The organism is Mycobacterium montefiorense, assembly GCF_003112775.1.
Lineage (GTDB): Bacteria > Actinomycetota > Actinomycetes > Mycobacteriales > Mycobacteriaceae > Mycobacterium > Mycobacterium montefiorense.
In genome coordinates, this window is record NZ_BFCH01000009.1 from 123,877 (window position 1) to 146,626 (window position 22,750).

Below are 22,750 nucleotides of genomic sequence, written 5' to 3' on the forward strand. Positions count from 1 at the left end.
AATGGTCTTGTGACACAACCACTGCGGTTCGGCACCGCCGGATTGCGCGGCCCGGTCCGCGACGGTCCGGACGGCATGAACGTCGCGGTGGTATCGCGGGTCACGTGGGCGCTGGCGCAGGTGCTCACGGAACGCGGCCTGGCCTCCGCAAGGGTGATAGTCGGGCGCGACGCCCGGCACGGCTCGGCGATCTTCGCCACGGTAACCGCCGAAGTGCTTGCTGCCCAGGGCTTTTCGGTATTGCTGCTACCCGGGTCGGTGCCCACGCCAGTGGTCGCGTACGCGGTGCGTCACACCGGCGCCGCCGCCGGGATCCAGATCACTGCCTCGCACAATCCACCGACCGACAACGGCTACAAGGTGTACTTCGACGGCGGCATCCAGATCATCTCCCCCACCGACACCCAGATCGAAACCGCAATGGCCACAGCGCCTCCCGCCGAGAAGATCGCGCGTAAACCGGTAGCGCCGGCGGACACCGACCTGGTCGGGCGCTACATCGGGCGGGCGGCCGGGGTGCGGCGCGGCGCCGGTTCGGTGCGAGTGGCGCTGACCGCGCTGCACGGCGTCGGCGGCGCGGTGGCCGTCGAGACGCTGCACCGAGCCGGCTTCCACCAGGTCCACACCGTCGGCGCCCAGTTTGCCCCGGACCCCGACTTCCCCACCGTCGCGTTTCCGAACCCGGAGGAACCCGGCGCTGCCGACGCACTGCTGGCCCTGGCCGCAGACACCGGGGCCGACGTCGCGATCGCCCTGGACCCCGATGCCGACCGATGCGCGGTGGGCATCCCCACGGCCGCGGGGTGGCGGATGCTCTCCGGAGACGAAACCGGTTGGCTGCTAGGTGATTACATTCTTTCTCGCGAGCAGTCGGACACCGCCGTGGTGGCTAGCACCTTGGTGTCCTCCCGCATGCTGGCCGCGATCGCTGCCCACCACGGCGCGGCGCACGTCGAGACCCTCACCGGGTTCAAGTGGCTGGCACGCGCCGATTCGAAAGTTCCCGGCGCCACCTTGGTCTACGCCTACGAGGAGGCGATCGGCCATTGCGTCGACCCCGCCGCGGTGCGCGACAAGGACGGCATCAGCGCCGCGGTGCTGGTGTGCGACATGGTCGCCGCTCTGCAACAGCAGGGCCGTTCGGTGTCAGACGCGCTCGACGAACTCGCCCGCCAATACGGCGTACACGACGTTGCGGCGGTCTCCCGCCGGGTCGCCGACAGCGCCCAGGCCGCCGAGCTCATGGCGCGGCTGCGTACCGCCCCGCCAAACCAATTGGCCGGGTTCGCGGCGGCCATCACCGACCTCACCGACGCGCTGATCTTCACCGCGGGTGACGACAACACCTCGATCAGGGTGGTGGTGCGGCCTTCCGGGACCGAGCCGAAGCTCAAGTGCTACTTGGAGATTCGCTGTGCGCCTTCCAATGACCTGACTTCTTCCCGGACTTACGCCGCCGCGCTGCGCGCTCAGTTGGTTTCCTCGGTGGAACACTGGTGAAGATACGGGGCCCGAACTGACGATCGCCCGCGTCGCCCAGGCCCGGCACGATGAACGCCGACTTGTTGAGTCCCTTGTCGACCGCCGCGGTGAACACTCGCGCGTCCGGCGCAATTTTCTCAACCGCCGCAAGGCCTTCCGGCACGGTCACCACGCAGAGCACGCTGATATCGGTTGCGCCCCGGCGCTGTAGCAGTTCGATCGTGTACGTCATCGACCCGCCGGTGGCCAGCATCGGATCAAGCACCATGATCGGCCGGCGTTTGAGCTTCTTGGGCAGCGACTCCATGTACGGGAATGGCTGATGGGTTTCCTCGTCGCGCGCGACACCGACGAAGCCGACCTGGGCCTCCGGGATCGCAGCATGTGCCTCGTCGATCATCCCGAGCCCAGCCCGCAACACCGGGACCAGCAGCGGCGGATTGATCAGTTTCGTCCCAACCGTGTCGGCCAGCGGCGTGCGGATCCTGACCGGCGCGGTGTCCGTGTCGCGGGTGGCCTCGTAGACGAGCATCAGCGTCAGCTCGCGCAGCGCGGCCCGAAAGCCGGAGGCATCGGTACGTTCGTCGCGCAGCACCGTCAGCCGGGCCGCGGCCAACGGGTGGTCGATCACGCATACGTCCATCTGTCCGAGGGTATATAACGATCCGACGTCGGTTACCTAAAGTGCAGCTGACACGCACGCACGCCTGCCACCCGCCACGCACAACCGCTCATATGCTGCCCGGGTGTTTCGCGAGATTCCAAGTCCCAGAAGGCGGATCAGCTGGGCGTATCGCGCCCTAGCGCTGTGCGCAGCGGTGGCATTGACGTGGCTGGCGGCCACCCCGTTGGCTCCCCGCGTGACCGCCGCGGCTGCGCTGCCCCGCCCCGCGCACATCGTAATCGTGGTGGAAGAGAACCGTTCTGAGGGCCACATCATCGGCAGTCCGCAAAACCCGTTCATCAACGCCCTTGCCTCCCATGGCGCCAACATGGCCCAGTCGTTTGCCGAGACACACCCCAGCGAACCGAATTACTTAGCGCTCTTCGCCGGCAACACATTTGGGGTGACGAAGGACTCGTGCCCGATCAACGCCGGCAACGCACCCAACATGGCTTCCGAATTGCTGGGCGCCGGCTACACATTCATCGGTTATGCCGAGGACCTGCCCGCCGTCGGCTCTGCGGTATGCACCTCGGGCAAGTACGCGCGCAAGCATGTGCCGTGGGCCAATTTCACCAACGTGCCGCCGGCGAGTTCGATGCCGTTCTCCGCGTTTCCGCAAGGGAACTTCGACAGCCTTCCGACGGTCTCGTTCGTCATTCCGAACAACGACAACAACATGCACGACGGCTCCATCGCGCAGGGCGACGCCTGGCTGAATCGGCAGCTGTCCGGATATGCCAACTGGGCGGTGGCTAACAACAGCCTGCTGATCGTGACCTGGGACGAGGACGACGGATCCGCGTCGCCAGGCAGCCGCAACCAGATCCCGACGATCATCTACGGCGCGCACGTCGCGCCGGGCACCTACAGCGAGCAGATGAGCCACTACAACCTGCTGTCCACCATCGAGCAGATGTACGGGCTACCCAAGACCGGCAACGCAGCCAACGCTCCCGCGATCGCCAGCATTTGGGCGGGATAGGTGTCCCGGCCCGGCACCGGACCCGGCTCATTGCTCAGTCGTCGCTATTCTGTGCCGCATGGCCGCTGACCTTGTCCCGATCCGTCTGAGCCTGTCCGACGGCGACCGCTACACCGTGTGGGCACCGCGCTGGCGCGACTCAGGCGACGAGTGGGAGGCGTTCCTGGGCCGCGACGACGACCTGTTCGCGTTCGAGACCGTTGCCGATCTCGTCGCGTTCGCGCGCGCGAACACCGACAACGACCTGGTCGACCACCCGGCGTGGAAAGACCTGAGTACGGCCCACGCGCACGGTTTCGATCCCGCCGAAGACAAACATTTTGACCTGGTCGCGGTGGAGGAGCTGGTGGCCGAGAAGCCGACCGAACAGTCGGTGACCGCGCTGGCCGGCGCGCTGGCGATCGTGTCGTCCATCGGATCGGTGTGCGAGCTGGCGGCGGTGTCGAAATTCTTCAACGGCAACCCCAGCCTGGGCACGGTATCCGGCGGGATCGACCACTTCACCGGCAAGGCAGGCGCCAAACGCTGGAATGCGATCGCCGAGATCATCGGGCGCAGCTGGGACGACGTGCTCAGCGCGATCGACGACATCATCAGCACTCCCGAGGTCGACGCGGCGGCATCGGAGAAGGCCGCGGACGAACTGGCCGAAGAACGCGAAGAGCCCGAAGAAGACGAGACCGACGTCGACGGCGAAGCCCCCGTCGACGACGAGGACACCGAAGCCGAAGGCGACGACGAGGCCGATGACGACGAAGAGGACGAAGACGCCGAAGAGGACGAAGACGCCGAGGAGGAGGAGCGTGCGCCCGGCGACACCGCCGTGCTCGGCGGCGACGAGGACTTCTGGCTGCAGGTGGGCATCGACCCGGTCCGGATCATGACGAGTTCGGGCACCTTCTTCACGCTGCGCTGCTATCTGGACGATCGCCCGATCTTCCTGGGCCGCAACGGACGGATCAGCGTGTTCACCTCCGAGCGCTCGTTGGCCCGCTACCTGGCCGACGAGCACGACCACGACCTGTCCGACCTGAGCACCTACGACGACATCCGTACCGCCGCCACCGACGGATCGCTGGCCGTGGAGATCACCGACGAGAACATCTACGTGCTCAGCGGGCTGGCCGACGATTTCGCCGACGGACCCGACGCCGTAGATCGTGAACAACTCGACCTGGCCGTCGAGCTGCTCCGCGATATCGGTGACTACTCCGAGGAGAGCACCGTCGACAAGGCCCTGGAAACGGGCAAGCCGCTGGGCAAGCTGGTGGCCTACGTGCTGGAGCCCGGCTCGGTTGGCAAGCCTGCGTCGCCGTATTCGGCGGCGGTGCGGGAATGGGAGGACCTGGAAAAGTTCGTCGATTCGCGGCTCAGGCGCGAATAGTGCCGAGGTGAACTGATGTCGCTTCCCGTCATCGGCCCACTGCCGCTGTATGGATTCCAACGTCCGGCGCTGTTGCTGTTCGGGCTGATTCCGCTGGCTCTGCTCGCCGTCTATGTGCTGGTCCAGGTCCGGCGCCGGCACCGCCTGCGCCGCTACACCGAGGCGCAGGTGCCGCAGTCTTTCTGGCGGCACCTGCCGATAGCCGTATCACTGCTCAGCTTGGCGCTGCTGACCGTCGCGCTGGGCACCCCGACGCACGACATGCGCATACCGCGCAACCGCGCCGTCATCATGCTGGTGGTCGACATGTCGCAGTCCATGCGAGCGACCGACGTCGAGCCCAATCGGCTCAAGGCCGCCGAGCAAGCCGCCAGCAAGTTCGCCGCCCAGCTGACGCCGGGCATCAACCTCGGACTCGTCGGATTCGCGGGAACGCCCTACCTGCTGGTGCCGCCGACCCCGGTGCACCAGGCCACCATCGATGCGCTGCCCAAGCTGCAGTTCGGCGATGGCACGGCGACCGGTGAAGCCATCTTCACCGCATTGCACGCGATCGACGCAACGAACACGACCGGCGGCGACACTCCCCCGCCGGCGCGGATCGTGCTGTTGTCCGACGGCGGCGAGAATCGGCCCACCGATCCCGGTGATCCGCATGACGGCGCGTACACCGCCGCGCGCCTGGCCAAGGATCAGGGCGTGCCCATCTCGACGATCTCGTTCGGCACCCCGAACGGAACCATCAGCCTGGACGGGGCGACGGTGAAGGTCCCCGTTTCGACGGATCAGATGAAGAAAATCGCGCAGCTGGCCGGTGGACAGTCCTACACCGCGAGCAATCTCGACGAGCTCAACAAGGACTACAACGCCATCCAGAACGAGATCGGGTATCGCATCGTGGCCGGGCCCGGTGGTGCCGGGTGGCTGCGCCTCGGAGTGCTCACCGCCCTGATCGCCACGGTGCTGGCGCTGCTGATCAACCGCAGGCTGCCGACTTAGCAGCGCAGGCGATCGCTCAGGCGGGCAGCCTGCGGTTCAGGAACAGCCCGGCCAATACGGCGCCGGCCATCACGAATGAGCCGAGCAACAGCCAGGCCAGGCTCGCATCGCCCTTGACGGTCTCGTAGCCGATCTGGCGCTGCAGCGTCGAGTAGACGTCCTCGAGCGAACCGAGGCTGTTGGCATGGAACGCCTGGCCGTTGGTGATCTTGCAGATTTCCTGCAGGGTCTGATCGTCGACCGGCACCGGAATTGTGGCGCCTTGATACTCGACGGTGCCATCGGGGGTGCCGAAGGAGATCGTCGATATCTGCACCCCTTGGTCTTTGGCCGCCCGCGCCGCGGTGAACGCTCCCTGCGGGGCGTTGGGATCCAGCGGCACATTCTCGGCGCCGTCGGACTCCAGCACGATGCGCGCCGGTGGCGGGCCGTCGCCGCCGCCCATCACCGCACCGACCGTGGCGATGGCCTGCAGCGCGGTGAAAATGCCTTCCCCGGTAGCGGTTTTCGGCGCCGCCTGCAGGCCATCGATAGCGGATTTGACGGCGCCACGGTTGGTCGTCGGCGAAACCAGCAGGGTGGCGTTGGCCGCGAAAGCCACCAACCCGAGGTTGATGGCCGGCATCAACTCATCGGTGAATTTCTTACCGGCCTCCTGCGCGGCGGCCAACCGGTTCGGAGCCACGTCCGTGGAAGCCATCGACTCCGAGATGTCGATGACCAGCATTACCACCGCGCGGTTGAGCGGAATCCGGACGCTGGTGGTCGGTCCGGCCATGGCCGTCGTCAGCAGCACCAGCGACACCGCGAGCAGCATTGTCGGGACATGGCGCCACCGCGACAGCCGGGCCGGCGCAACGCGTTCCAGCACCTCCATGTTGGCGAATCGCAGCACTCGCCGGCGTCGCGCGAATTGCTGGACGACGTAGAGCCCTATCACCAACAGCACGGCCAGCAGCAAAAGAAAGAACCAGCCGTTCTGAAAACCCGTGAGCGACACCGGGCCTAGGAGGGGCAACTTCATGCCAAGAGGGTATTCGTCAACTATTCACGCCGCACAGCGCCCGCCTTAGCCAGCGACAAGGTCGCGACGCTGAGTGAATTTGATGTCGAGACTGCGCAAGTGGGTCTGCAGTCCCGCATCCTGAACCGGGATCAGGTGGGCGGGCTGGTCGGTCTCGTTGAAGTGGGCGTGCCACATGCCGGGCGGAGTCGTGAACGCACCACCGGCCTGCCAGTCCACCCTGATCGGGTCAACGATGTCGCCGCGCTCGTCGAGGCGGGTGCCCAGCAACGAGTAGCAGCCGGCCGGCGGTGCGTCGAGGATCAGATCCAAGGCGACCGACTGATGCCGGTGCGGGCGCTGCTCCTGGTTGGGCGGCAGCACGCCGAACATTGCCCACAAGACGTGGGTGATGGTCAGCGTCTGCTCCTGGTTCTCGTTGGCCAGCAGCACGCTCACCCGGCTCTTGTCGTTCGCGCCGGGGCGGGAAGCGATCTCGTCCAGCTTGGCCACCGCGTCCGTGCGGCAGAACTTGGTCGCGGCGAATCTCGGCTCGCGCGCCTCGGCGCCCAGGTAGCGCAGCAACGGCTCGTCGTGCACCCAATACATGGCCGCCTCGGAGTCGGCGTAGAAGACCGAGCGGGCACCGGCGGGCAGGGTCAGGAAGTCACCCTTCTCCCACTTGACCAGCTGGCCGTTGACTGCGGCGAAGCCGTGCCCGAACAGCACGTAGTACAGCTGCGAGGTGGCGTTCGGGCTGGTGCCGATCTGCTCGCCGGCGCGGATGCGCAGGAAGTTGGCCAGCAGCGCGGGACTGGTCGCCGCACCTGCGATGCCCAGGTCGGCGGAGAGATCCAGGGGCACCACACCGGTGGGCTGGTCCAGGTAGAGGTCGGGTCCGAACTGGGTAATCGGAACCTGCGGCGCATATCCGGAGCCGACCGGATTGGCGGCCTTGGAGTACTCGAAGTAGCAGGCTTCGTCGGCCCAGTCGGCGAAGCGGCCCTCGAATCCGTACTCGGCAACGTTGGTCATCGGCGCGGGAATCGTCGGGTCCAGGTTCACGGCCACTGTCTGGGCTGGTTTCGCAGTGGACATTGCACATCTCCTTCATACTTAAGTACATCTTGTGTTTGAATCGTATCTATCTTGTATCTCAGTGTCAACCGCGGGCGCCGGTGTACCGTCATAAACGCGTGTGAGATACGACTTAGCTACAAGAAGGGGTGCCGTGGCAGCGAAGCCGACCGGCCCACGTTCCGGCACGGCCAAAGACCGTGCCCTGGAGTACGTCAAGACCCAAGTGCTCACCGGCGCCTTTCCGGGCGGCGAACTGATCAGCGAGGGCGATATTGCCACCGCGCTGGGCATGTCGCGAACCCCGGTGCGCGAGGCCTTCTTGCGTATGGAGGCCGAGGGCCTGCTGCGGCTGTATCCGCAGCGCGGGGCTCTCGTCATCCCGGTCTCGCCCGACGAGGTCCGCGCGGTCATCGAGGCCCGGTTGGTGATGGAGCAGTACGCCGCCAGGAAGGTGGTCGGACGCGGAGCGGCCGCGTGCGCCGCCGTGTTCGAGCGGCTATCGGGTGAGCTGCAAAGGCAGCGCGACGCGGCGGCGGCGAGCGACTGGCGGGGATTCCTCGACTCCGATCGGAGCTTCCACGCCATCACCCTGGAAGAGGCGGGGAACGGGATTTTGTGCGGCTTCTACTCGTCGCTGCGCGACCGGCAGATGCGGATGATCGGCGAATCGGCGATGCGCGAACCGGATCGGGTGGCGACCATCCAGCACGAACACCTCGCCATTGCCGAAGCGCTGCGCGATGGCGATCTGCCGCGGGCACTGCAGGCCGTGCAGACCCACCTGGCCAGCACCGTGCGCGCCATCGGCCTCGATGCGTCGTTGCTCTGACCTACCGGAAGGCCCTAACCAGCCCCGGTCTGACCATGGGCCTCCTGCTCGGTACCTCGGTCGGAAGGAGGTTGTTTGAGGCCAGCTGCCCGGACAAGGACTGACAGCACGATGGCTACCAGAAGTAGCGCCGGGACGTCTCCCCACAGATGTCGGACGTGGTGGTCGTTCCCGAAGGATTGCGCCGCCATTATTGCGGCATGGACGGCACTCGAGCACACGGTGAACCAGATCAGGCTGATATTGGCCTCGGGGCGACGCGCGGCGTTCCAGAGGAAAAGGCCCAGCGTTGCGTACACGCCAACGATCATCATGAAGTAGTCGGACTGGTAAGGGGCACCGGGATGCCATGCCCACCCGGACGGCCACACCACGGCAATCGGATAGAGCAGAACCATCACCGCGCCAAAGGCAACGAGCGCGATCTGAAGAAGTTTGTAGCTGGACGAGGGTGTCATTGCACCTCCAAGAGGTAGTCGGTCCAAGATTTAGGATCTCGAAGGCGATTCGTGGAAGCAAGTACCCGAATGGTGCTCAGAGCGTCCTTCGCGCGGTTACCTACGCGGTAGCGTCAGTGGTTAATGCTCGGCAACGCAGCTGCCGCGATGCGACGGGAGAAAACCATGAAGCGCTGCATCGTTTCAGGGCTGGCCGCCGTGCTGATGGGCATCGGGCTGATCGCCGCCGCGCCGCCGGCCGGCGCCGGCTGCCAGTACGGCGGACCCGTGATCAGCAAGTGCGACGGACCCATCCAGCCCGACGGCAGCTGGGAACGTTGCGTGGTGACCCACAACCTGGTGGCCAACGGCGCCAGTTCTTTCTTCGTGCCCGAACGGACCTGCAACGTAATGGGCCCTGGGGGCTTCGACCCGCACATCGACGGCTGAGGGCTGTCGGACCAGTTCCATATACTCGAACACATGTTCGATGCATTGGTCATGCTTGATCGCATCACCGGCGCGGCGCGGGTGGAAGCCCAGGCCGCGGCGGCTCGCCTGCTCGCGATCGGCGACCTGTTCAGGTTGCGGTTGGCCCAGCACGGCGAACACGCACAGTGGGCGGCCGACACCAGCGATGCGGTGGCTGCCGAAATCGCCGCCGCACTCGACATCAGCGTGGCGATGGGCCACAGCAACCTGCGTTACGCCCGGGCCATGCACGAACGGCTGCCGGATGTGGCCGCCGTCTTTCGGGCCGGCGACATCGACTTCCGGCTGTTTCGCACCATCGTGTTTCGCACCGACCTGATCGTCGATGCCGATGCGCTGGCCGCTGTGGATGCCCGGCTGGCGATCAAAGCGCCACGCTGGCCGTCGATGACCAACTGGAAGCTCGCGACAGAGATCGATCGCTTGGTCGCCAAGACCGATCCCGACGCGGTGCGCAGGTCGCGCGAGTATGCGGCGGACCGCTATCTGGAGGTCACGCCGATGGACCCAGGCATGGCGCTGCTCAGCGGCACGGTCTTCGCGACGACGGGGCAAACGCTCGATCGCCGGCTCGACGAACTCGCCAAGACCGTGTGCGATGCCGATCCCCGCACCGTCGGGCAGCTGCGCGCCGACGCACTGGGCGCACTGGCGGCCGGCCGGGACCGGTTGGCGTGCGGATGCGACCGGGTCGATTGCCCGACCGGTTCCGCGCCGCGACAACACAACTCCGTCGTGATTCACGTGGTCGCTGACAGCGCCACCGTGGACGGGTCCGGTGCGGCTCCGGGATTTCTCTACGGCGACGGCATCGTCCCCGCCGAAATCGTCCGCGAGTTGTCCAGATCGGCCAAGCTGCAATCGATTACCCCGCCGGCGGCCGCGGAATCCGGATACCTGCCGTCTCGGGCGCTGACGGACTACGTGCGGGCCCGCGACCTGACCTGCCGGGCACCGGGCTACGACCGGCCCGCGACCGAGTGCGATATCGACCACACCGTGCCCTATGGCGACGGCGGTGCTACCCATCCGTGCAACCTCAAATGCCTGTGCCGAAAACATCACCTGCTCAAGACTTTCTGGGGATGGCGTGACCAGCAGCTGCCCGACGGCACCATTGTCTGGACACTGCCCGACGGGCACACCCGCGTCACCACACCCGGCAGCGCTTTGCTCTTCCCCGCCTTGTGCGCCGGCGCCGACCCGCCGCCGGTCGTTGCGATGCCGGACATGCAGTGCAGCGACCGCGACGCGATGATGCCGACCCGGACCCACACCCGCGCGCAGAACCGCGCTGCTCGCATCGCCGCCGAGCGCCAGCACAACCGAAAGTCCCGCCAAGCGCGCAAAAAGCGTTGGGAATACACCCATGTCGGATCATCCGACGACGACGATCCCGCGCCGTTCTAACCGATCAGCACCGCATACCGCGGCTTGATCACCCCGTCGATCAGCGCGAGGCGCTCGCCGAACGGAATGAAGGCCGATTTCATCGCATTGATGGTGAACCGTTCGAGGTCGCTCCACCCGTAGCCGAAAGCCTGGACCAGTCGGTGCATTTCGAGGCTCATCGTGGTGTCGCTCATCAGCCGGTTGTCTGTGTTGACGGTGACCCGGAATCGTGCACGGGCCAACAGGTCGAACGGGTGATCCGCGATACTGTTGACCGCGCCGGTCTGCACATTCGAGCTCGGGCACAGCTCCAGCGGAATCCGCTTGTCGCGCAGGATCGATGCCAGCCTGCCCAGCTGGACGCCGCCACCCTCGACGATCTCGATATCGTCGACGATGCGCACCCCATGACCAAGCCGGTCGGCGCCGCAGAACGCGATCGCGTCGTGGATCGAGGGCAGGCCGAATGCTTCACCGGCGTGAATAGTGAAGCGCGCATTGTGATCTCGCATGTATTCAAATGCGTCCAGGTGCCGCGTGGGCGGGTTGCCCGCCTCGGCGCCGGCGATGTCGAAGCCGACAACACCTTTGTCCCGGAACCGAATAGCCAACTCAGCGATCTCACGGGATAGCGCGGCGTGACGCATCGCGGTGACCAACAGACGGACCACGATTGGCCGTCCGGCCGCGGCGGTGGCCTTCTCGCCGGCGGCGAAACCCTGCACGACGGCGTCGACGATCTCGTCGAAGGACAAGCCGCGGTTGATATGCAGCTCCGGGGCGAACCGCACCTCGGCGTAAACCACGGAGTCGGCGGCCAGATCCTCCACGCACTCGTAGCCGACGCGGTACAGGGCCTCGGGCGTCTGCATCACCGCCACGGTGTGCGAGAACGGCTCCAGGTAGCGCTCCAGCGAGCCGCTGTGCGACCGGGTGCGAAACCACGTCGCCAGCTCTTCGGCGTCGGTGGCGGGCAGCTCGTCGTAACCGATCTGACCGGCAATGTCGAGCACGGTCGACGGGCGCAAACCCCCGTCGAGGTGATCGTGCAGCAGGGCCTTGGGCGCCTGCTGGATCTGCCGTAGATCCAGCGGGGCGCTCACCCGACGATCCGATCGATGATCAGCGGCCGCGACGGCGGTACCGCGTCGCTGACGGTCCACGCGCCGTCCAGTTCGGCCATCGCGGCCACGAAGCGTTCGGGGGTATCGGTATAGAGGGTGAACAACGGCTCACCGGCGGCAACCGGTGAGCCCGGGCGCCGATGAATCCGAACGCCGGATCCGAATTGCACCTGCCCACCCGGACGGGATCTGCCCGCACCGAGTCGCCAAGCTGTTAGCCCCACTGCCATCGCGTCGATGTTTCCCATTGTGCCGCTCCGCGCGGCGATCACGGTCTCCGAATGTGAACCGATTGGCAACGGAACCGACAAGTCGCCGCCCTGGGCCGCGACCAGCTGCCGGAAGCGGTCCATCGCGGTGCCGTCGCGCAGCGTCTGGCCGGGGTCCTGGCCGTCGATCCCGGCCAGCTCGAGCATCTCGGCGGCCAGCGCGATCGTCAGCTCCACGACGTCGGGCGGCCCGCCGCCGGCCAGCACGTCGAGTGCCTCGGCAACCTCGAGCGCATTGCCGACGGTCGCTCCCAGCGGGCAGTCCATGTCCGTCAACAGCGCCCGCGTGGGCACGCCGTGCGCCGCGCCCAAGTCGACCATCGTGTGGGCAAGTTCGCGACACTGCGCCTCGGTCGCCATTAGCGCACCGGCACCGGTCTTGACGTCGAGCACCAGCGCGCCGACTCCCTCGGCCAGCTTCTTGCTCATGATCGAGCTGGCAATCAGCGGCAACGAATCGACCGTGGCGGTGATGTCGCGCAGCGCGTACAGCAACTTGTCGGCCGGCGCCAGCTCACCGGCGGCGAATATCGCCGCACCGATGTCGCAAAGTTGTTGGTGCACTTGCGCAACGGTGATTCCCGCGGTGAATCCGGCGATCGATTCCAGCTTGTCCAGGGTGCCGCCGGTATGGCCGAGTCCGCGGCCGGAGACCTTGGGTATCGCAGCGCCGCAGGCCGCCACGACCGGCACCAACACCAGCGTGGTCTTGTCCCCGACCCCGCCGGTCGAATGCTTGTCCACGGTGGTCAACGGTGTCGAACGCCGGCGCAGATCGCTGAAATCCAGCCGGTCGCCCGACGCCAGCATCGCCGCCGTCCAGCTGGCGATCTCGCCGCTGTCCATGCCGCGCCAGAAGATCGCCATCAATAGCGCCGCCATCTGCTCGTCAGCCACGCGGCCACCGGTGTAGGCGTCGACGATCCAGTCGATCGCGGCATCGGACAGCCGGCCGCCGTCGCGCTTGGTCCTGATGACCGTCGGAGCGTCGAATGCGAAGTCGGTCAACGACGTTCCCGGGCCAGATCGTCGGCATCGAACGGATCGGGCAACAGCTCTTCGAGGCGGCGAGGGCCGGCCGGATGCGCGATTAGCAGCTCGCGTCCACCGTGCTCCAGCAGCACTTGGCGACACCGCCCGCACGGCATCAGCAGCGCACCTTGTGAGTCAACGCACACCAGGGCAATCAACCGGCCGCCACCAGTCGTATGCAGGGCAGACACCACACCGCATTCGGCACAGAGACCCAGGCCATATGAGACATTTTCCACATTGCAGCCAGTCACCACGCGGCCGTCGTCGACCAGCGAGGCAGCACCCACCGGGAATTGCGAATACGGGGCGTAAGCCCCTGATGCGGCCTGTATTGCTTTGTCCCGCAGCAAATTCCAATCAACTTCAGGCATACCGCAACCCCAATCACCGATGGGCTTACTCGAGAAGGCCAACCTTAACTCTGGCACGAAAACACCTTTCGCGAATGGTGTTGCTTGGTTCCGGACGCATCGTTACGGGGCTAAGCTCGTTTCCCCGGCAAAAAGGTTTCGCGGAAGATATAGGAACTGGTTTGAGCACGCAGGCGACGGAGTCATCACACAAGCGGCGGCCACCCCGGACCCTGTATCGCGGGGATCCGGGCATGTGGTCGTGGGTGCTGCATCGCATCACCGGCGCGACGATCTTCTTCTTCCTGTTCGTGCACGTCCTGGACACCGCCCTGGTCAGGGTGAGCCCGCAGGCCTACAACGAAGTGATCGCGACCTACAAGACCCCGATCGTGGGCCTGATGGAGCTCGGCTTGGTCGCCGCAGTGCTTTTCCATGCACTCAACGGCATCCGCATCATCTTGATCGACTTCTGGTCGGAAGGGCCGCGCCATCAGAAGACGATGTTGTGGGTCATCGCGGTGATCTACCTGTTGGTCATGGTGGCGGCGGTGGTGGCCATCGGCGTTCATATGATGGAGCACTTCCGATGAGCAGCCCCGACCTTCAGCTCGGCCGCGGCGAGGTGGCGCCGGTCGCCCAGCGCAGCCACGATCGGCCACCCAGCCTGGACAATCCGCGCTCACCACGTCGTCGCGCCGGCATCCCCAACTTCGAGAAATTCGCCTGGCTGTTCATGCGGTTTTCCGGCGTCGCGCTGGTGTGCTTGGCGATCGGGCACCTGTTCATCATGCTGATGTGGGAAAACGGCGTGTACCGAATCGACTTCAACTATGTGGCGCAGCGCTGGGCGTCGCCGTTCTGGCAATTCTGGGATCTGGCCCTGTTGTGGCTGGCGCAATTGCACGGCGGTAATGGCCTGCGCACCATCATCGACGACTACAGCCGCAAAGACAGCACCCGGTTCTGGCTGAACAGCCTGCTGCTGTTGTCGATGGGGTTCACGTTGGTGCTGGGTACCTACGTGTTGATGACGTTCGACGCGAACATTTCTTGATTAAGGAGCCCCGTTGATCCAGCAACACCGATACGACGTGGTGATCGTCGGCGCGGGCGGTGCCGGAATGCGGGCCGCCGTCGAGGCCGGACCCCGCGTACGCACCGCGGTGCTGACCAAGCTCTACCCCACCCGTAGCCACACCGGCGCCGCCCAGGGCGGCATGTGCGCCGCGCTGGCCAACGTCGAAGACGACAACTGGGAATGGCACACCTTCGACACCGTCAAGGGTGGCGACTACCTCGCGGACCAGGACGCCGTGGAGATCATGTGCAAGGAAGCCATCGACGCGGTGCTCGACCTGGAGAAAATGGGGATGCCGTTCAACCGCACCCCCGAGGGCCGTATCGACCAGCGCCGCTTCGGCGGTCACACCCGCGACCACGGCAAGGCCCCGGTGCGCCGCGCCTGCTACGCCGCGGACCGCACCGGCCACATGATCCTGCAGACGCTCTACCAAAACTGCGTCAAGCACGACGTGCAGTTCTTCAACGAGTTCTACGCACTGGACCTGGTGCTGACCCAGACGCCGAGCGGCCCGGTGGCGACCGGCGTGGTTGCCTACGAGCTGGCCACCGGAAGCATCCACGTCTTCCACGCCAAGGCCGTGGTGCTCGCGACCGGCGGCTCGGGCCGCATGTACAAGACCACCTCCAACGCGCACACGCTGACCGGCGACGGCATCGGCATCGTCTTCCGCAAGGGACTTCCGTTGGAGGACGTGGAGTTTCACCAGTTCCACCCGACGGGCTTGGCCGGTCTGGGCATCTTGATCTCCGAAGCGGTGCGCGGTGAGGGCGGCCGGTTGCTCAACGGCGAGGGCGAGCGCTTCATGGAGCGCTACGCCCCGACGATCGTCGACCTGGCCCCCCGCGACATCGTGGCCCGCTCGATGGTGCTGGAGGTCCTCGAGGGCCGCGGCGCCGGGCCGCACAAGGATTACGTGTACATCGACGTCCGCCACTTGGGTGCCGACGTGCTGGAGGCCAAACTGCCCGACATCACCGAGTTCGCCCGCACCTACCTGGGTGTGGACCCGGTCAAAGAACTAGTGCCGGTCTACCCGACATGCCACTACGTGATGGGTGGCATCCCCACCACCGTCACCGGACAAGTGTTGCAAGACAACACCTCTACCGTCCCGGGCTTGTACGCGGCCGGTGAGTGCGCGTGCGTGTCGGTGCACGGCGCCAACCGGCTGGGCACCAACTCGTTACTGGACATCAACGTGTTCGGCCGCCGCGCCGGGATCGCCGCAGCCAGTTACGCCCAGGGCCACGACTTCGTCGAGATGCCGGCGAATCCGGAGGCGATGGTCCTCGGCTGGGTGGCCGACATTCTGTCCGAACACGGCAACGAACGCGTCGCCGACATTCGTAGCGCCCTGCAGCAGACGATGGACAACAACGCCGCGGTGTTCCGCACCGAGGAGACGCTGAAGCAGGCGCTCACCGACATCCACGCGCTCAAGGAGCGTTACTCCCGAATCACCGTGCACGACAAGGGGAAACGCTTCAACAGCGACCTACTGGAAGCCATCGAGCTGGGCGTTTTACTGGAGCTGGCCGAGGTTACCGTGGTCGGCGCACTGAACCGCAAGGAGTCGCGCGGCGGCCACGCCCGCGAGGATTACCCGAACCGTGACGACGTCAACTACATGCGCCACACGATGGCTTACAAGCAGGGCAGCGAGCTGTTGAGCGACATCGTGCTCGACTTCAAACCCGTCGTGCAGACGCGCTACGAACCCAAGGAGCGGAAGTACTGATGTCTGTCGAAGAAGCAGAGGCACCCGAGGCCTTGCCCGGGGAACCGCCGCTGCCGGCGGTGCCGGACGGCGCGGTGATGGTGACTCTCAAGATCGCCCGGTTCAACCCGGACGACGCCGATGCGTTCGCGGAAACCGGTGGCTGGCAAAGCTTTCGGGTGCCGTGTCTGCCCAGCGACCGGTTGCTCAACCTGCTGATCTACATCAAGGGCTACCTGGACGGCACGCTCACCTTCCGGCGCTCCTGCGCGCACGGCGTGTGCGGGTCAGACGCGATGCGGATCAACGGCGTCAACCGGTTGGCCTGCAAGGTGCTGATGCGCGACTTGCTGCCGAAAAAATCGGGCAAGTCGCTGACCATCACGGTCGAACCGATCCGCGGGCTGCCGGTGGAAAAGGACCTGGTGGTCGACATGGAGCCCTTCTTCGACGCCTACCGCGCCGTGAAGCCGTACCTGATCACCTCCGGCAACCCGCCGACCCGCGAGCGGATCCAAAGCCCCACCGACAGAGCCCGTTACGACGACACCACCAAGTGCATCCTGTGCGCGTGCTGCACCACCAGCTGCCCGGTGTTCTGGAGCGAGGGCACCTACTTCGGCCCGGCCGCCATCGTCAACGCGCACCGGTTCATCTTCGACAGTCGCGATGAGGCCGCCGGTGAGCGCCTTGACATCCTCAACGAGGTCGACGGTGTGTGGCGCTGCCGCACGACGTTCAACTGCACCGAGTCCTGCCCGCGTGGCATTCAGGTCACGAAGGCGATTCAAGAGGTCAAGCGCGCGCTGCTGTTCTCACGCTGAGACCAGCGGTGCCGCACTCGGCCACCAGGTCGTCGACCACGGCCTGCCACGACGCATCGTCGATGCAGAGCTGGCTGGCGGTGAGCACCAGGCGGTCGGGTTCTCCGGGCAGCAGCGAGACCGCGAACAACCGGCCGGTGTGCATATCGAAGCTGGCCAGATGGCGCGCCACGACGTCGGTGACCGCACCGCCGGGGGGTTCGACTCCCCACGCCCATCCGCCGCCTGGGCGAGTCATCCAGATCTTCAATTTGGATTCGAACACGGTGCCAAGGTCGGGGTGAGCGGCGAAAACCGCGTCGACCGCGGCGCGGACCCGCGCCTGGTCCAGCCGCGGTTCGGCGACCAGCACCTCGGTGTGGGTGGCGGGCTCGATGTCTTCCAGTCGGGGCGGCTCGTCGAAGTAGCAGTAAGTCATCAGCACAGACTTGCCGGGGAGCCTCAGAGGATTATTGGAAGAACCTTGGTCACATTTGGCTGAGCTGTCTCGTCTTGCACGGTATGACACAGAAAACCCGCATCGAGCCCCTACCACCCAAGCGCGCCGGCCTGATTACCCGCGCCATGTACCGGGTCGCCAAGCGCCGCTACGGCCAGGTTCCCGAACCGTTCGCGGTGGCCGCGCATCATCGCCGGCTGATGGTCGCCGGCGCCGTGCACGAGACGATGATCGACCGGGCGTCGCGCACGCTGCCGGTCAGCGTGCGCGAGCTAGCGGTGTTCTGGACCGCACGCGCGATCGGCTGCTCGTGGTGCGTCGACTTCGGGTCGATGCTGCAGCGCCTGGACGGCCTGGACATCCAGCGGCTCAAGGAGATCGACAACTACGCCACCTCAACGGCTTTCACCGACGACGACCGCGCCGCGATCGCTTACGCCGACGCGATGACCGCCGATCCGCACACCGTCACCGACGAACAGGTCGCCGACCTGCGGACCCGATTCGGCGACGCCGGCGTGATCGAGCTGACCTACCAGATCGGCGTGGAGAACATGCGGGCCCGGATGAACTCTGCGCTGGGCATCACCGAGCAGGGCTTCAATTCCGGTGACAGCTGCCGCATTCCGTGGGCGACCGCCTAGCGGCGCTAAAGTGGCTTATGCGTGTCTGGGAGCTGGAGCCGGGTCGGCTGATGGTCTCCGGCGCGTTCTCCGACCTCGCCATCCACCATCACGCCGCGGTTCAGATCACGCTCGGCGCGCAGGGCCCGTTGGAAATCACCCGCGACGGCAATGCATATCAGATGTGTCGCCTGGTGGTCGTCGGCAGCGGCGCACGGCATGCGGTGCGCTCGGATGCGACGGCCGCGGCGCTGGCCGACGCCGGTCCGGAGGCCGCGGCCAAGTTCCTCGTCGAGCGGCTCTGCGGGCCGCAAGAGGGGCGGGAATCGGGGCACCCACAGCTGCGCCAGGCGATGGGTCAGGCTTGTTGGCATGCCTGTGATGTCACGCTCCGAACGTGCCTTCTGCTGTGGCGCCCTGTGGCGTTCCAGCAGTGCGACGATCGCCCGCGAACTGCGCGGTCAACGACTGGGCCGCGATGTTCTGGAAATCGGCTCGGGCAGCGGATCGGTTGCCCGCCAAATTCTTTCGGCAGATCCACAGCTCGCCTGGGTGGCAACGGATCTCGACCCGCACATGACGCAGGCCGCCGCCGCCCGGCTGCTCGAATTCCCCAACGCATCGGCGCGAACCGGCGACGCCACCGCGATGGAATTCCCCGACAACTCCTTCGACTCCGTCGTCAGCTGCCTGATGCTGCACCACATCATCGACTGGGAGCGCGCGCTCGCCGAGGTGGCACGCGTGTTGCGCCCGGGCGGAAACTTCGTGGGCTACGACCTGGTCCGAACCCCGTTGGCCAGCGCGTTTCACCGGTTGGACGGCTCGCCGCACCGGCTGATCGTGCCCGCGGAGTTTCAGGCCGAATGCGCGCGACAGGGCCTGACGGTCAGCGTGAGCTCGCGGCTGCTCGGCCACGTCATGCGTTTCGTCGCGAGGAAAGCGGGGACCCGGTGAACTTCTCGGGGTTGGCCACATCCCATAGGGCGCAGACTTTTCCGTCGCGCACCGTCATGGCCATGATCCGCGGCATCATCTCGCGATAACCGCCGCTGGCGGGGACGCCCACCGTGTAGCCGCCCAACTCGCCGTTGACCAGCCCCAGCTGATACGAGGTGAACATCGCCGGGCCGTAGCGGTTGGCCAGGCCGAAGAAGAACCGGGCCACCTTGTCCGCACCATGGATGACGTTGATTGCCGTGGGCGCCTTGCCATTCGAATCGCCGGTCATCGTCACATCCGGATGCAGCAGCGCCACCACGGATTCCAGGTCGCCGGCGGCCATCGCGGCCATCAACTTGCCGACCACCTCGTTGTGCGACGGATCGGGCTTCGGCGGCGCCTGACCCGCGACCGCCTTGCGGGCTCGCGACGCCAGCTGCCGGGCGGCGGGCTCGTTGGTTCCCAGCACCTCGGCCACCTCGGAGAACGGCATCGAGAACCCGTCGTGCAGCACGAACGCGATCCGCTGATCGGGCGACAGCCGCTCCAGCACCACCATCGCCGCGAACCGGGCGTCCTCGCGGGCCACCACCGCCGACAGCGGATCGGCACCGTCAAAGCCGGTCACCACCGGCTCGGGTAGCCAGTTGCCGGTGTAGGTCTCGCGACGGTGTGCGGCCGAGCGCAGCCGATCCAGCCCGAGCCGGCTCACCACGGTGGTCAGCCAGGCCCGCAAGTCGGTGATCGCGTTATCTTGTTTGTCCCAGCGCAGCCAGGCTTCCTGGACGATGTCCTCCGCGTCGGCCACGGTGCCCGTCACCCGGTAAGCGACTGCCATCAGATGCGGCCGCAATGCTTCGAAATCGGTGACCTGCGTCGCGGTCATATCCCGAGCCTATGCGCATCTTGGCAAGTTCTGTGCGCACGATGGCTCGCAACTACGTGCTGCCTGACCCGACAGTAGGGGGAGACAGCAAACAGTCGAACGTTGAGGGGACACATGGCTGGGCGGTTGCAGGGCAAAGTGGCGTTCATCACCGGCGCCGCACGCGGGCAGGGCCGCGCGCACGCCGTGCGGTTCGCCGAAGAGGGCGCGGACATCATTGCCGTGGACATCTGTCAGCAGATCGACTCCGTCGCCTACCCGATGGCCTGTCCAGAGGATCTGGACGAAACCGTGAACCTGGTGGAGAAGACCGGGCGTCGTATCGTCGCCCGGCACGCCGATGTCCGTGACTTCACTCGTCTGGAGTCGGTCCTGGCCAACGCGGTGGGCGAGCTCGGCCGCGTCGACTTTGTGCTGGCGAACGCCGGCGTGGCGCCGGGCATCGGCCTCGCCGAGCCGCCGGTGAAGGCGTATGTCGACGCGATCGACGTCATGCTCCACGGCGTCTACGCCACGGTCGAAGCGGCCCTGCCTCATCTCCTCGAGCACGGCGACGGCGGGGCGATTGTCATCACCAGTTCGGCGGCAGGTTTCAAGTCCCCGGTCCGCGATTTCGAGATGCGCAACCCGGGTCTGGCCGGCTACACCGCGGCCAAGCACGGGGTCATCGGGTTGATGCGCTACTACGCGACTACGTTGGCGGAGAAGGAGATTCGAGTGAACTCCGTGCATCCGACCGGGGTAGCCACGCCGATGATTCAAAACGACGTAATGGATGACTTCATGGAGAAGCATCCCTCGTTCGGGGCGGCCATGACGAATCTGCTGCCCGTCTCGGTGATCGATGCGCGCGACGTCACCGAGGCGATGATCTACCTGTGCGCCAAGTCCGGTCGCTACATCACCGGCACGACGCTGTCTGTGGATGCCGGAATATTGCTCAAGTGATCCCCCTCCGTGGCGTTACGCTCACGGACAGGATGACTGACAATCTTTGGCTGCACTTCGCCCGGCACGGCACGGGTATCAGGCCGCCGATCATCACTCGCGGCGAGGGTGTGATGATCTTCGACGACCGCGGCAAGAGCTACCTGGACGGGCTGTCCGGGCTGTTCACCGTGCAGGTCGGCCACGGTCGCACCGAGCTTGCCGAAGTCGCGGCGCGCCAGGCGAGCACACTGGCGTTCTTCCCGCTGTGGGGATATGCCACCCCGACCGCCATCGAGCTCGCCGAACGCCTCGCGCAGTACGCCCCGGGCGACCTGAACCGGGTCTTTTTCACCACCGGCGGCACCGAGGCCGTCGAGACCGCGTGGAAAGTGGCCAAGCAATACTTCAAGCTGACCGGCAAACCCGGTAAATACAAAGTGATTTCGCGTGCGATCGCCTATCACGGCACCACGCAGGGCGCGCTCGCGATCACCGGGCTGCCCCGTTTCAAGGCGCCGTTCGAGCCGGTCACACCGGGCGGGTTCCGGGTGCCGAACACGAACTTCTACCGGGCACCCAGACCGTTTCAGAATGACGCAAAAGCCTTCGGGCAGTGGGCCGCCGACCGGATCGCCGAGGCGATCGAGTTCGAGGGGCCCGATACCGTGGCCGCGGTATTCCTGGAGCCGGTGCAGAACGCCGGCGGCAGCATCCCCTCTCCCCCAGGCTATTTCGAGCGAGTCCGGGAGATCTGCGACTCCTACGACGTGCTGTTGGTCTCCGACGAGGTGATCTGTGCGTTCGGCCGGATCGGTTCGATGTTCGCCTGCGACGACATCGGCTACCTACCCGACATGATCACCTGCGCCAAAGGCATGACGTCGGGCTACTCACCGATCGGCGCGATGATCGCCAGCGAGAAGTTGTTCGAGCCGTTCAACGACGGCGCGACTATGTTCCCGCACGGGTATACCTTTGGCGGCCATCCGGTTTCGGCTGCCGTCGGGCTGGCCAATCTCGACATCTTCGAGCGTGAGGGCCTCAACGATCACGTCAAGACCAATGCGCCCGTCTTCCGCGCCACCGTGGAGAAGCTGTACGACTTGCCGATCGTCGGCGACATCCGCGGCGAAGGGTTCTTCTACGGCGTAGAGCTGGTCAAGGACAAGGCGACCAAACAAACGTTCACCGACACCGAACGCCGATCGCTACTCGGTCACGTGTCCTCGGCGCTGTTCGAAGCCGGGTTGTACTGCCGCACCGACGACCGCGGCGATTCCGTCGTCCAACTGGCCCCGCCGCTGATCAGCGGTCAGGCCGAGTTCGACACGATCGAGTCGATCCTGCGCGGGGTGCTCAGCGAGGCGTACACGCGGATTTAGCGGTGCCGGTGGCCATCATCAGCTGGCGGGCATGCGCCGCGCTCGGGTTACTCACGAATCGCGATAGCGAGTTGCACAACCAGGCGAGCGCGGACCGCGCATCGGGATCGGGTGTGGTGTCGCGATGCATCTCCAGCTCGGCCAACACCTGTTCGAGTCCGGTGCGCCGCACCTGGGTCGATTTCTCCACCTGCTTGAGCAGCTGTTCCAACGATCGCGGCGAGGTGCCAGACCCATTTGTGCCGTCGCGGCGCCGCCACTTCGACCACAATCGCTCGTTTGGAATGGCACACCCTTTTCGACGTTGACGGCTGTTGGCTCCTGCCAGCGTAGTGCGTCGGTACGGCCGCCGCCCCGCGGATGAACTCGTCACATCCGCCTCAACAGTCACAGCG

General features: G+C 66.0%; 24 protein-coding genes and 2 pseudogenes. 15 read left to right on the top strand and 11 right to left on the bottom strand.

Going from position 1 to position 22,750, the window contains the following annotated elements; genetic code table 11:
- Nucleotides 1-15: 15 nt before the first annotated feature.
- Nucleotides 16-1,500: pseudogene (locus tag DB708_RS07260) on the top strand (phospho-sugar mutase); the annotation flags it as partial.
- Here the strand turns inward: DB708_RS07260 and upp are convergent.
- Nucleotides 1,391-2,125 (bottom strand): uracil phosphoribosyltransferase, encoded by a 735-nt coding sequence (gene upp, locus DB708_RS07265; protein WP_108921274.1) that lies wholly within the window; start codon nt 2,123-2,125, stop codon nt 1,391-1,393. The pseudogene DB708_RS07260 and the gene upp overlap by 110 nt on opposite strands.
- Before the next feature lie 163 nt (nt 2,126-2,288).
- On the opposite strand from upp, the gene DB708_RS07270 reads away from it, so the two are divergent.
- Genes DB708_RS07270 through DB708_RS07280 form a run of 3 tightly spaced genes read left to right on the top strand, consistent with a single transcriptional unit; the run spans nt 2,289 to nt 5,514 of the window.
- Nucleotides 2,289-3,131 (top strand): alkaline phosphatase family protein, encoded by an 843-nt coding sequence (locus DB708_RS07270; protein WP_457852092.1) that lies wholly within the window; start codon nt 2,289-2,291, stop codon nt 3,129-3,131.
- Between the two features lie 58 nt (nt 3,132-3,189).
- Nucleotides 3,190-4,515: a protein export chaperone SatS gene (satS, locus tag DB708_RS07275; RefSeq protein WP_108921276.1), complete on the top strand. Its 1,326-nt coding sequence runs from the start codon at nt 3,190-3,192 to the stop codon at nt 4,513-4,515.
- A gap of 15 nt (nt 4,516-4,530) precedes the next feature.
- Nucleotides 4,531-5,514, top strand: a complete 984-nt coding sequence (locus DB708_RS07280) for a VWA domain-containing protein (RefSeq protein ID WP_108921277.1) — start codon at nt 4,531-4,533, stop codon at nt 5,512-5,514.
- Nucleotides 5,515-5,530: 16 nt separating this feature from the next.
- On the opposite strand, the gene DB708_RS07285 is transcribed toward DB708_RS07280, so the two are convergent.
- Together DB708_RS07285 and DB708_RS07290 are read right to left on the bottom strand one after the other, a co-directional pair.
- Nucleotides 5,531-6,538, bottom strand: coding sequence for a VWA domain-containing protein (locus tag DB708_RS07285; RefSeq protein WP_108921278.1), 1,008 nt, complete (start codon nt 6,536-6,538; stop codon nt 5,531-5,533).
- A gap of 45 nt (nt 6,539-6,583) precedes the next feature.
- Entirely contained in the window at nt 6,584-7,615 is a 1,032-nt protein-coding gene (locus DB708_RS07290) for a cupin domain-containing protein (RefSeq protein WP_108921279.1), read from the bottom strand.
- A gap of 133 nt (nt 7,616-7,748) precedes the next feature.
- On the opposite strand from DB708_RS07290, the gene DB708_RS07295 reads away from it, so the two are divergent.
- Complete coding sequence (locus DB708_RS07295) at nt 7,749-8,426, top strand: GntR family transcriptional regulator (protein ID WP_108921280.1); 678 nt, start codon at nt 7,749-7,751, stop codon at nt 8,424-8,426.
- 14 nt (nt 8,427-8,440) lie between these two features.
- Here the strand turns inward: DB708_RS07295 and DB708_RS07300 are convergent, their stop codons facing one another.
- The gene (locus tag DB708_RS07300) at nt 8,441-8,884 is read right to left on the bottom strand and encodes a DUF6632 domain-containing protein (RefSeq protein WP_108921281.1); all 444 of its coding nucleotides are present in this window, start codon (nt 8,882-8,884) and stop codon (nt 8,441-8,443) included.
- Nucleotides 8,885-9,049: 165 nt separating this feature from the next.
- Here DB708_RS07300 and DB708_RS07305 point away from each other — a divergent pair, with 165 nt between their 5' ends.
- The gene (locus DB708_RS07305) at nt 9,050-9,313 is read left to right on the top strand and encodes a CDGP domain-containing protein (protein ID WP_108921340.1); all 264 of its coding nucleotides are present in this window, start codon (nt 9,050-9,052) and stop codon (nt 9,311-9,313) included.
- A gap of 33 nt (nt 9,314-9,346) precedes the next feature.
- A complete protein-coding gene (locus tag DB708_RS07310; RefSeq protein WP_108921282.1) occupies nt 9,347-10,765 on the top strand; it encodes an HNH endonuclease signature motif containing protein in 1,419 nt (472 codons plus the stop codon).
- Here the strand turns inward: DB708_RS07310 and DB708_RS07315 are convergent.
- Genes DB708_RS07315 through DB708_RS07325 form a run of 3 tightly spaced genes read right to left on the bottom strand, consistent with a single transcriptional unit; the run spans nt 10,762 to nt 13,546 of the window.
- The gene (locus DB708_RS07315) at nt 10,762-11,850 is read right to left on the bottom strand and encodes an adenosine deaminase (protein ID WP_108921283.1); all 1,089 of its coding nucleotides are present in this window, start codon (nt 11,848-11,850) and stop codon (nt 10,762-10,764) included. The genes DB708_RS07310 and DB708_RS07315 overlap by 4 nt on opposite strands.
- The gene (locus DB708_RS07320; RefSeq protein WP_108921284.1) at nt 11,847-13,148 is read right to left on the bottom strand and encodes a thymidine phosphorylase; all 1,302 of its coding nucleotides are present in this window, start codon (nt 13,146-13,148) and stop codon (nt 11,847-11,849) included. The genes DB708_RS07315 and DB708_RS07320 overlap by 4 nt, the downstream gene beginning before the upstream one ends.
- Nucleotides 13,145-13,546, bottom strand: a complete 402-nt coding sequence (locus DB708_RS07325; RefSeq protein WP_108921285.1) for a cytidine deaminase — start codon at nt 13,544-13,546, stop codon at nt 13,145-13,147. Before DB708_RS07325 ends, DB708_RS07320 begins: the two co-directional genes overlap by 4 nt.
- 233 nt (nt 13,547-13,779) lie before the next feature.
- On the opposite strand from DB708_RS07325, the gene sdhC reads away from it, so the two are divergent.
- The 4 genes from sdhC to DB708_RS07345 are packed head-to-tail and all read left to right on the top strand — an operon-like array spanning nt 13,780 to nt 17,153.
- Nucleotides 13,780-14,118 carry a succinate dehydrogenase, cytochrome b556 subunit gene (sdhC, locus tag DB708_RS07330; protein WP_235616671.1) on the top strand — a complete coding sequence of 113 codons (339 nt, stop codon included), beginning with the start codon at nt 13,780-13,782 and terminating at the stop codon, nt 14,116-14,118.
- The gene (locus DB708_RS07335) at nt 14,115-14,582 is read left to right on the top strand and encodes a succinate dehydrogenase hydrophobic membrane anchor subunit (protein ID WP_108921287.1); all 468 of its coding nucleotides are present in this window, start codon (nt 14,115-14,117) and stop codon (nt 14,580-14,582) included. Before sdhC ends, DB708_RS07335 begins: the two co-directional genes overlap by 4 nt.
- 13 nt (nt 14,583-14,595) lie before the next feature.
- On the top strand, nt 14,596-16,350 hold the full coding sequence (gene sdhA / locus DB708_RS07340) for a succinate dehydrogenase flavoprotein subunit (RefSeq protein WP_108921288.1): 1,755 nt from the start codon (nt 14,596-14,598) through the stop codon (nt 16,348-16,350).
- Nucleotides 16,350-17,153: a succinate dehydrogenase iron-sulfur subunit gene (locus tag DB708_RS07345; protein WP_108921289.1), complete on the top strand. Its 804-nt coding sequence runs from the start codon at nt 16,350-16,352 to the stop codon at nt 17,151-17,153. Before sdhA ends, DB708_RS07345 begins: the two co-directional genes overlap by 1 nt.
- Here DB708_RS07345 and DB708_RS07350 read toward each other — a convergent pair.
- Complete coding sequence (locus DB708_RS07350) at nt 17,125-17,571, bottom strand: condensation domain-containing protein (protein ID WP_108921341.1); 447 nt, start codon at nt 17,569-17,571, stop codon at nt 17,125-17,127. The two genes, DB708_RS07345 and DB708_RS07350, sit on opposite strands and share 29 nt — an antisense overlap.
- A 49-nt stretch (nt 17,572-17,620) precedes the next feature.
- Here DB708_RS07350 and DB708_RS07355 point away from each other — a divergent pair.
- A pseudogene (locus DB708_RS07355) lies at nt 17,621-18,236 on the top strand (carboxymuconolactone decarboxylase family protein); the annotation flags it as partial.
- A gap of 5 nt (nt 18,237-18,241) precedes the next feature.
- Here DB708_RS07355 and DB708_RS07360 read toward each other — a convergent pair.
- Nucleotides 18,242-18,589, bottom strand: a complete 348-nt coding sequence (locus DB708_RS07360; RefSeq protein ID WP_108921291.1) for a hypothetical protein — start codon at nt 18,587-18,589, stop codon at nt 18,242-18,244.
- 7 nt (nt 18,590-18,596) lie between these two features.
- Between DB708_RS07360 and DB708_RS07365 the strand changes: the two genes are divergently transcribed.
- A complete protein-coding gene (locus DB708_RS07365) occupies nt 18,597-19,172 on the top strand; it encodes a class I SAM-dependent methyltransferase (protein WP_235616668.1) in 576 nt (191 codons plus the stop codon).
- On the opposite strand, the gene DB708_RS07370 is transcribed toward DB708_RS07365, so the two are convergent.
- A complete protein-coding gene (locus tag DB708_RS07370) occupies nt 19,135-20,043 on the bottom strand; it encodes a sigma-70 family RNA polymerase sigma factor (RefSeq protein WP_108921293.1) in 909 nt (302 codons plus the stop codon). The genes DB708_RS07365 and DB708_RS07370 overlap by 38 nt on opposite strands.
- Nucleotides 20,044-20,157: 114 nt before the next feature.
- Here DB708_RS07370 and DB708_RS07375 point away from each other — a divergent pair, with 114 nt between their 5' ends.
- Nucleotides 20,158-20,991 carry a mycofactocin-coupled SDR family oxidoreductase gene (locus DB708_RS07375; RefSeq protein WP_108921294.1) on the top strand — a complete coding sequence of 278 codons (834 nt, stop codon included), beginning with the start codon at nt 20,158-20,160 and terminating at the stop codon, nt 20,989-20,991.
- 32 nt (nt 20,992-21,023) lie between these two features.
- Complete coding sequence (locus DB708_RS07380; RefSeq protein WP_108921295.1) at nt 21,024-22,355, top strand: aspartate aminotransferase family protein; 1,332 nt, start codon at nt 21,024-21,026, stop codon at nt 22,353-22,355.
- Here the strand turns inward: DB708_RS07380 and DB708_RS07385 are convergent.
- Nucleotides 22,330-22,566 carry a hypothetical protein gene (locus DB708_RS07385; protein ID WP_201263449.1) on the bottom strand — a complete coding sequence of 79 codons (237 nt, stop codon included), beginning with the start codon at nt 22,564-22,566 and terminating at the stop codon, nt 22,330-22,332. The two genes, DB708_RS07380 and DB708_RS07385, sit on opposite strands and share 26 nt — an antisense overlap.
- Nucleotides 22,567-22,750 lie beyond the last annotated feature (184 nt).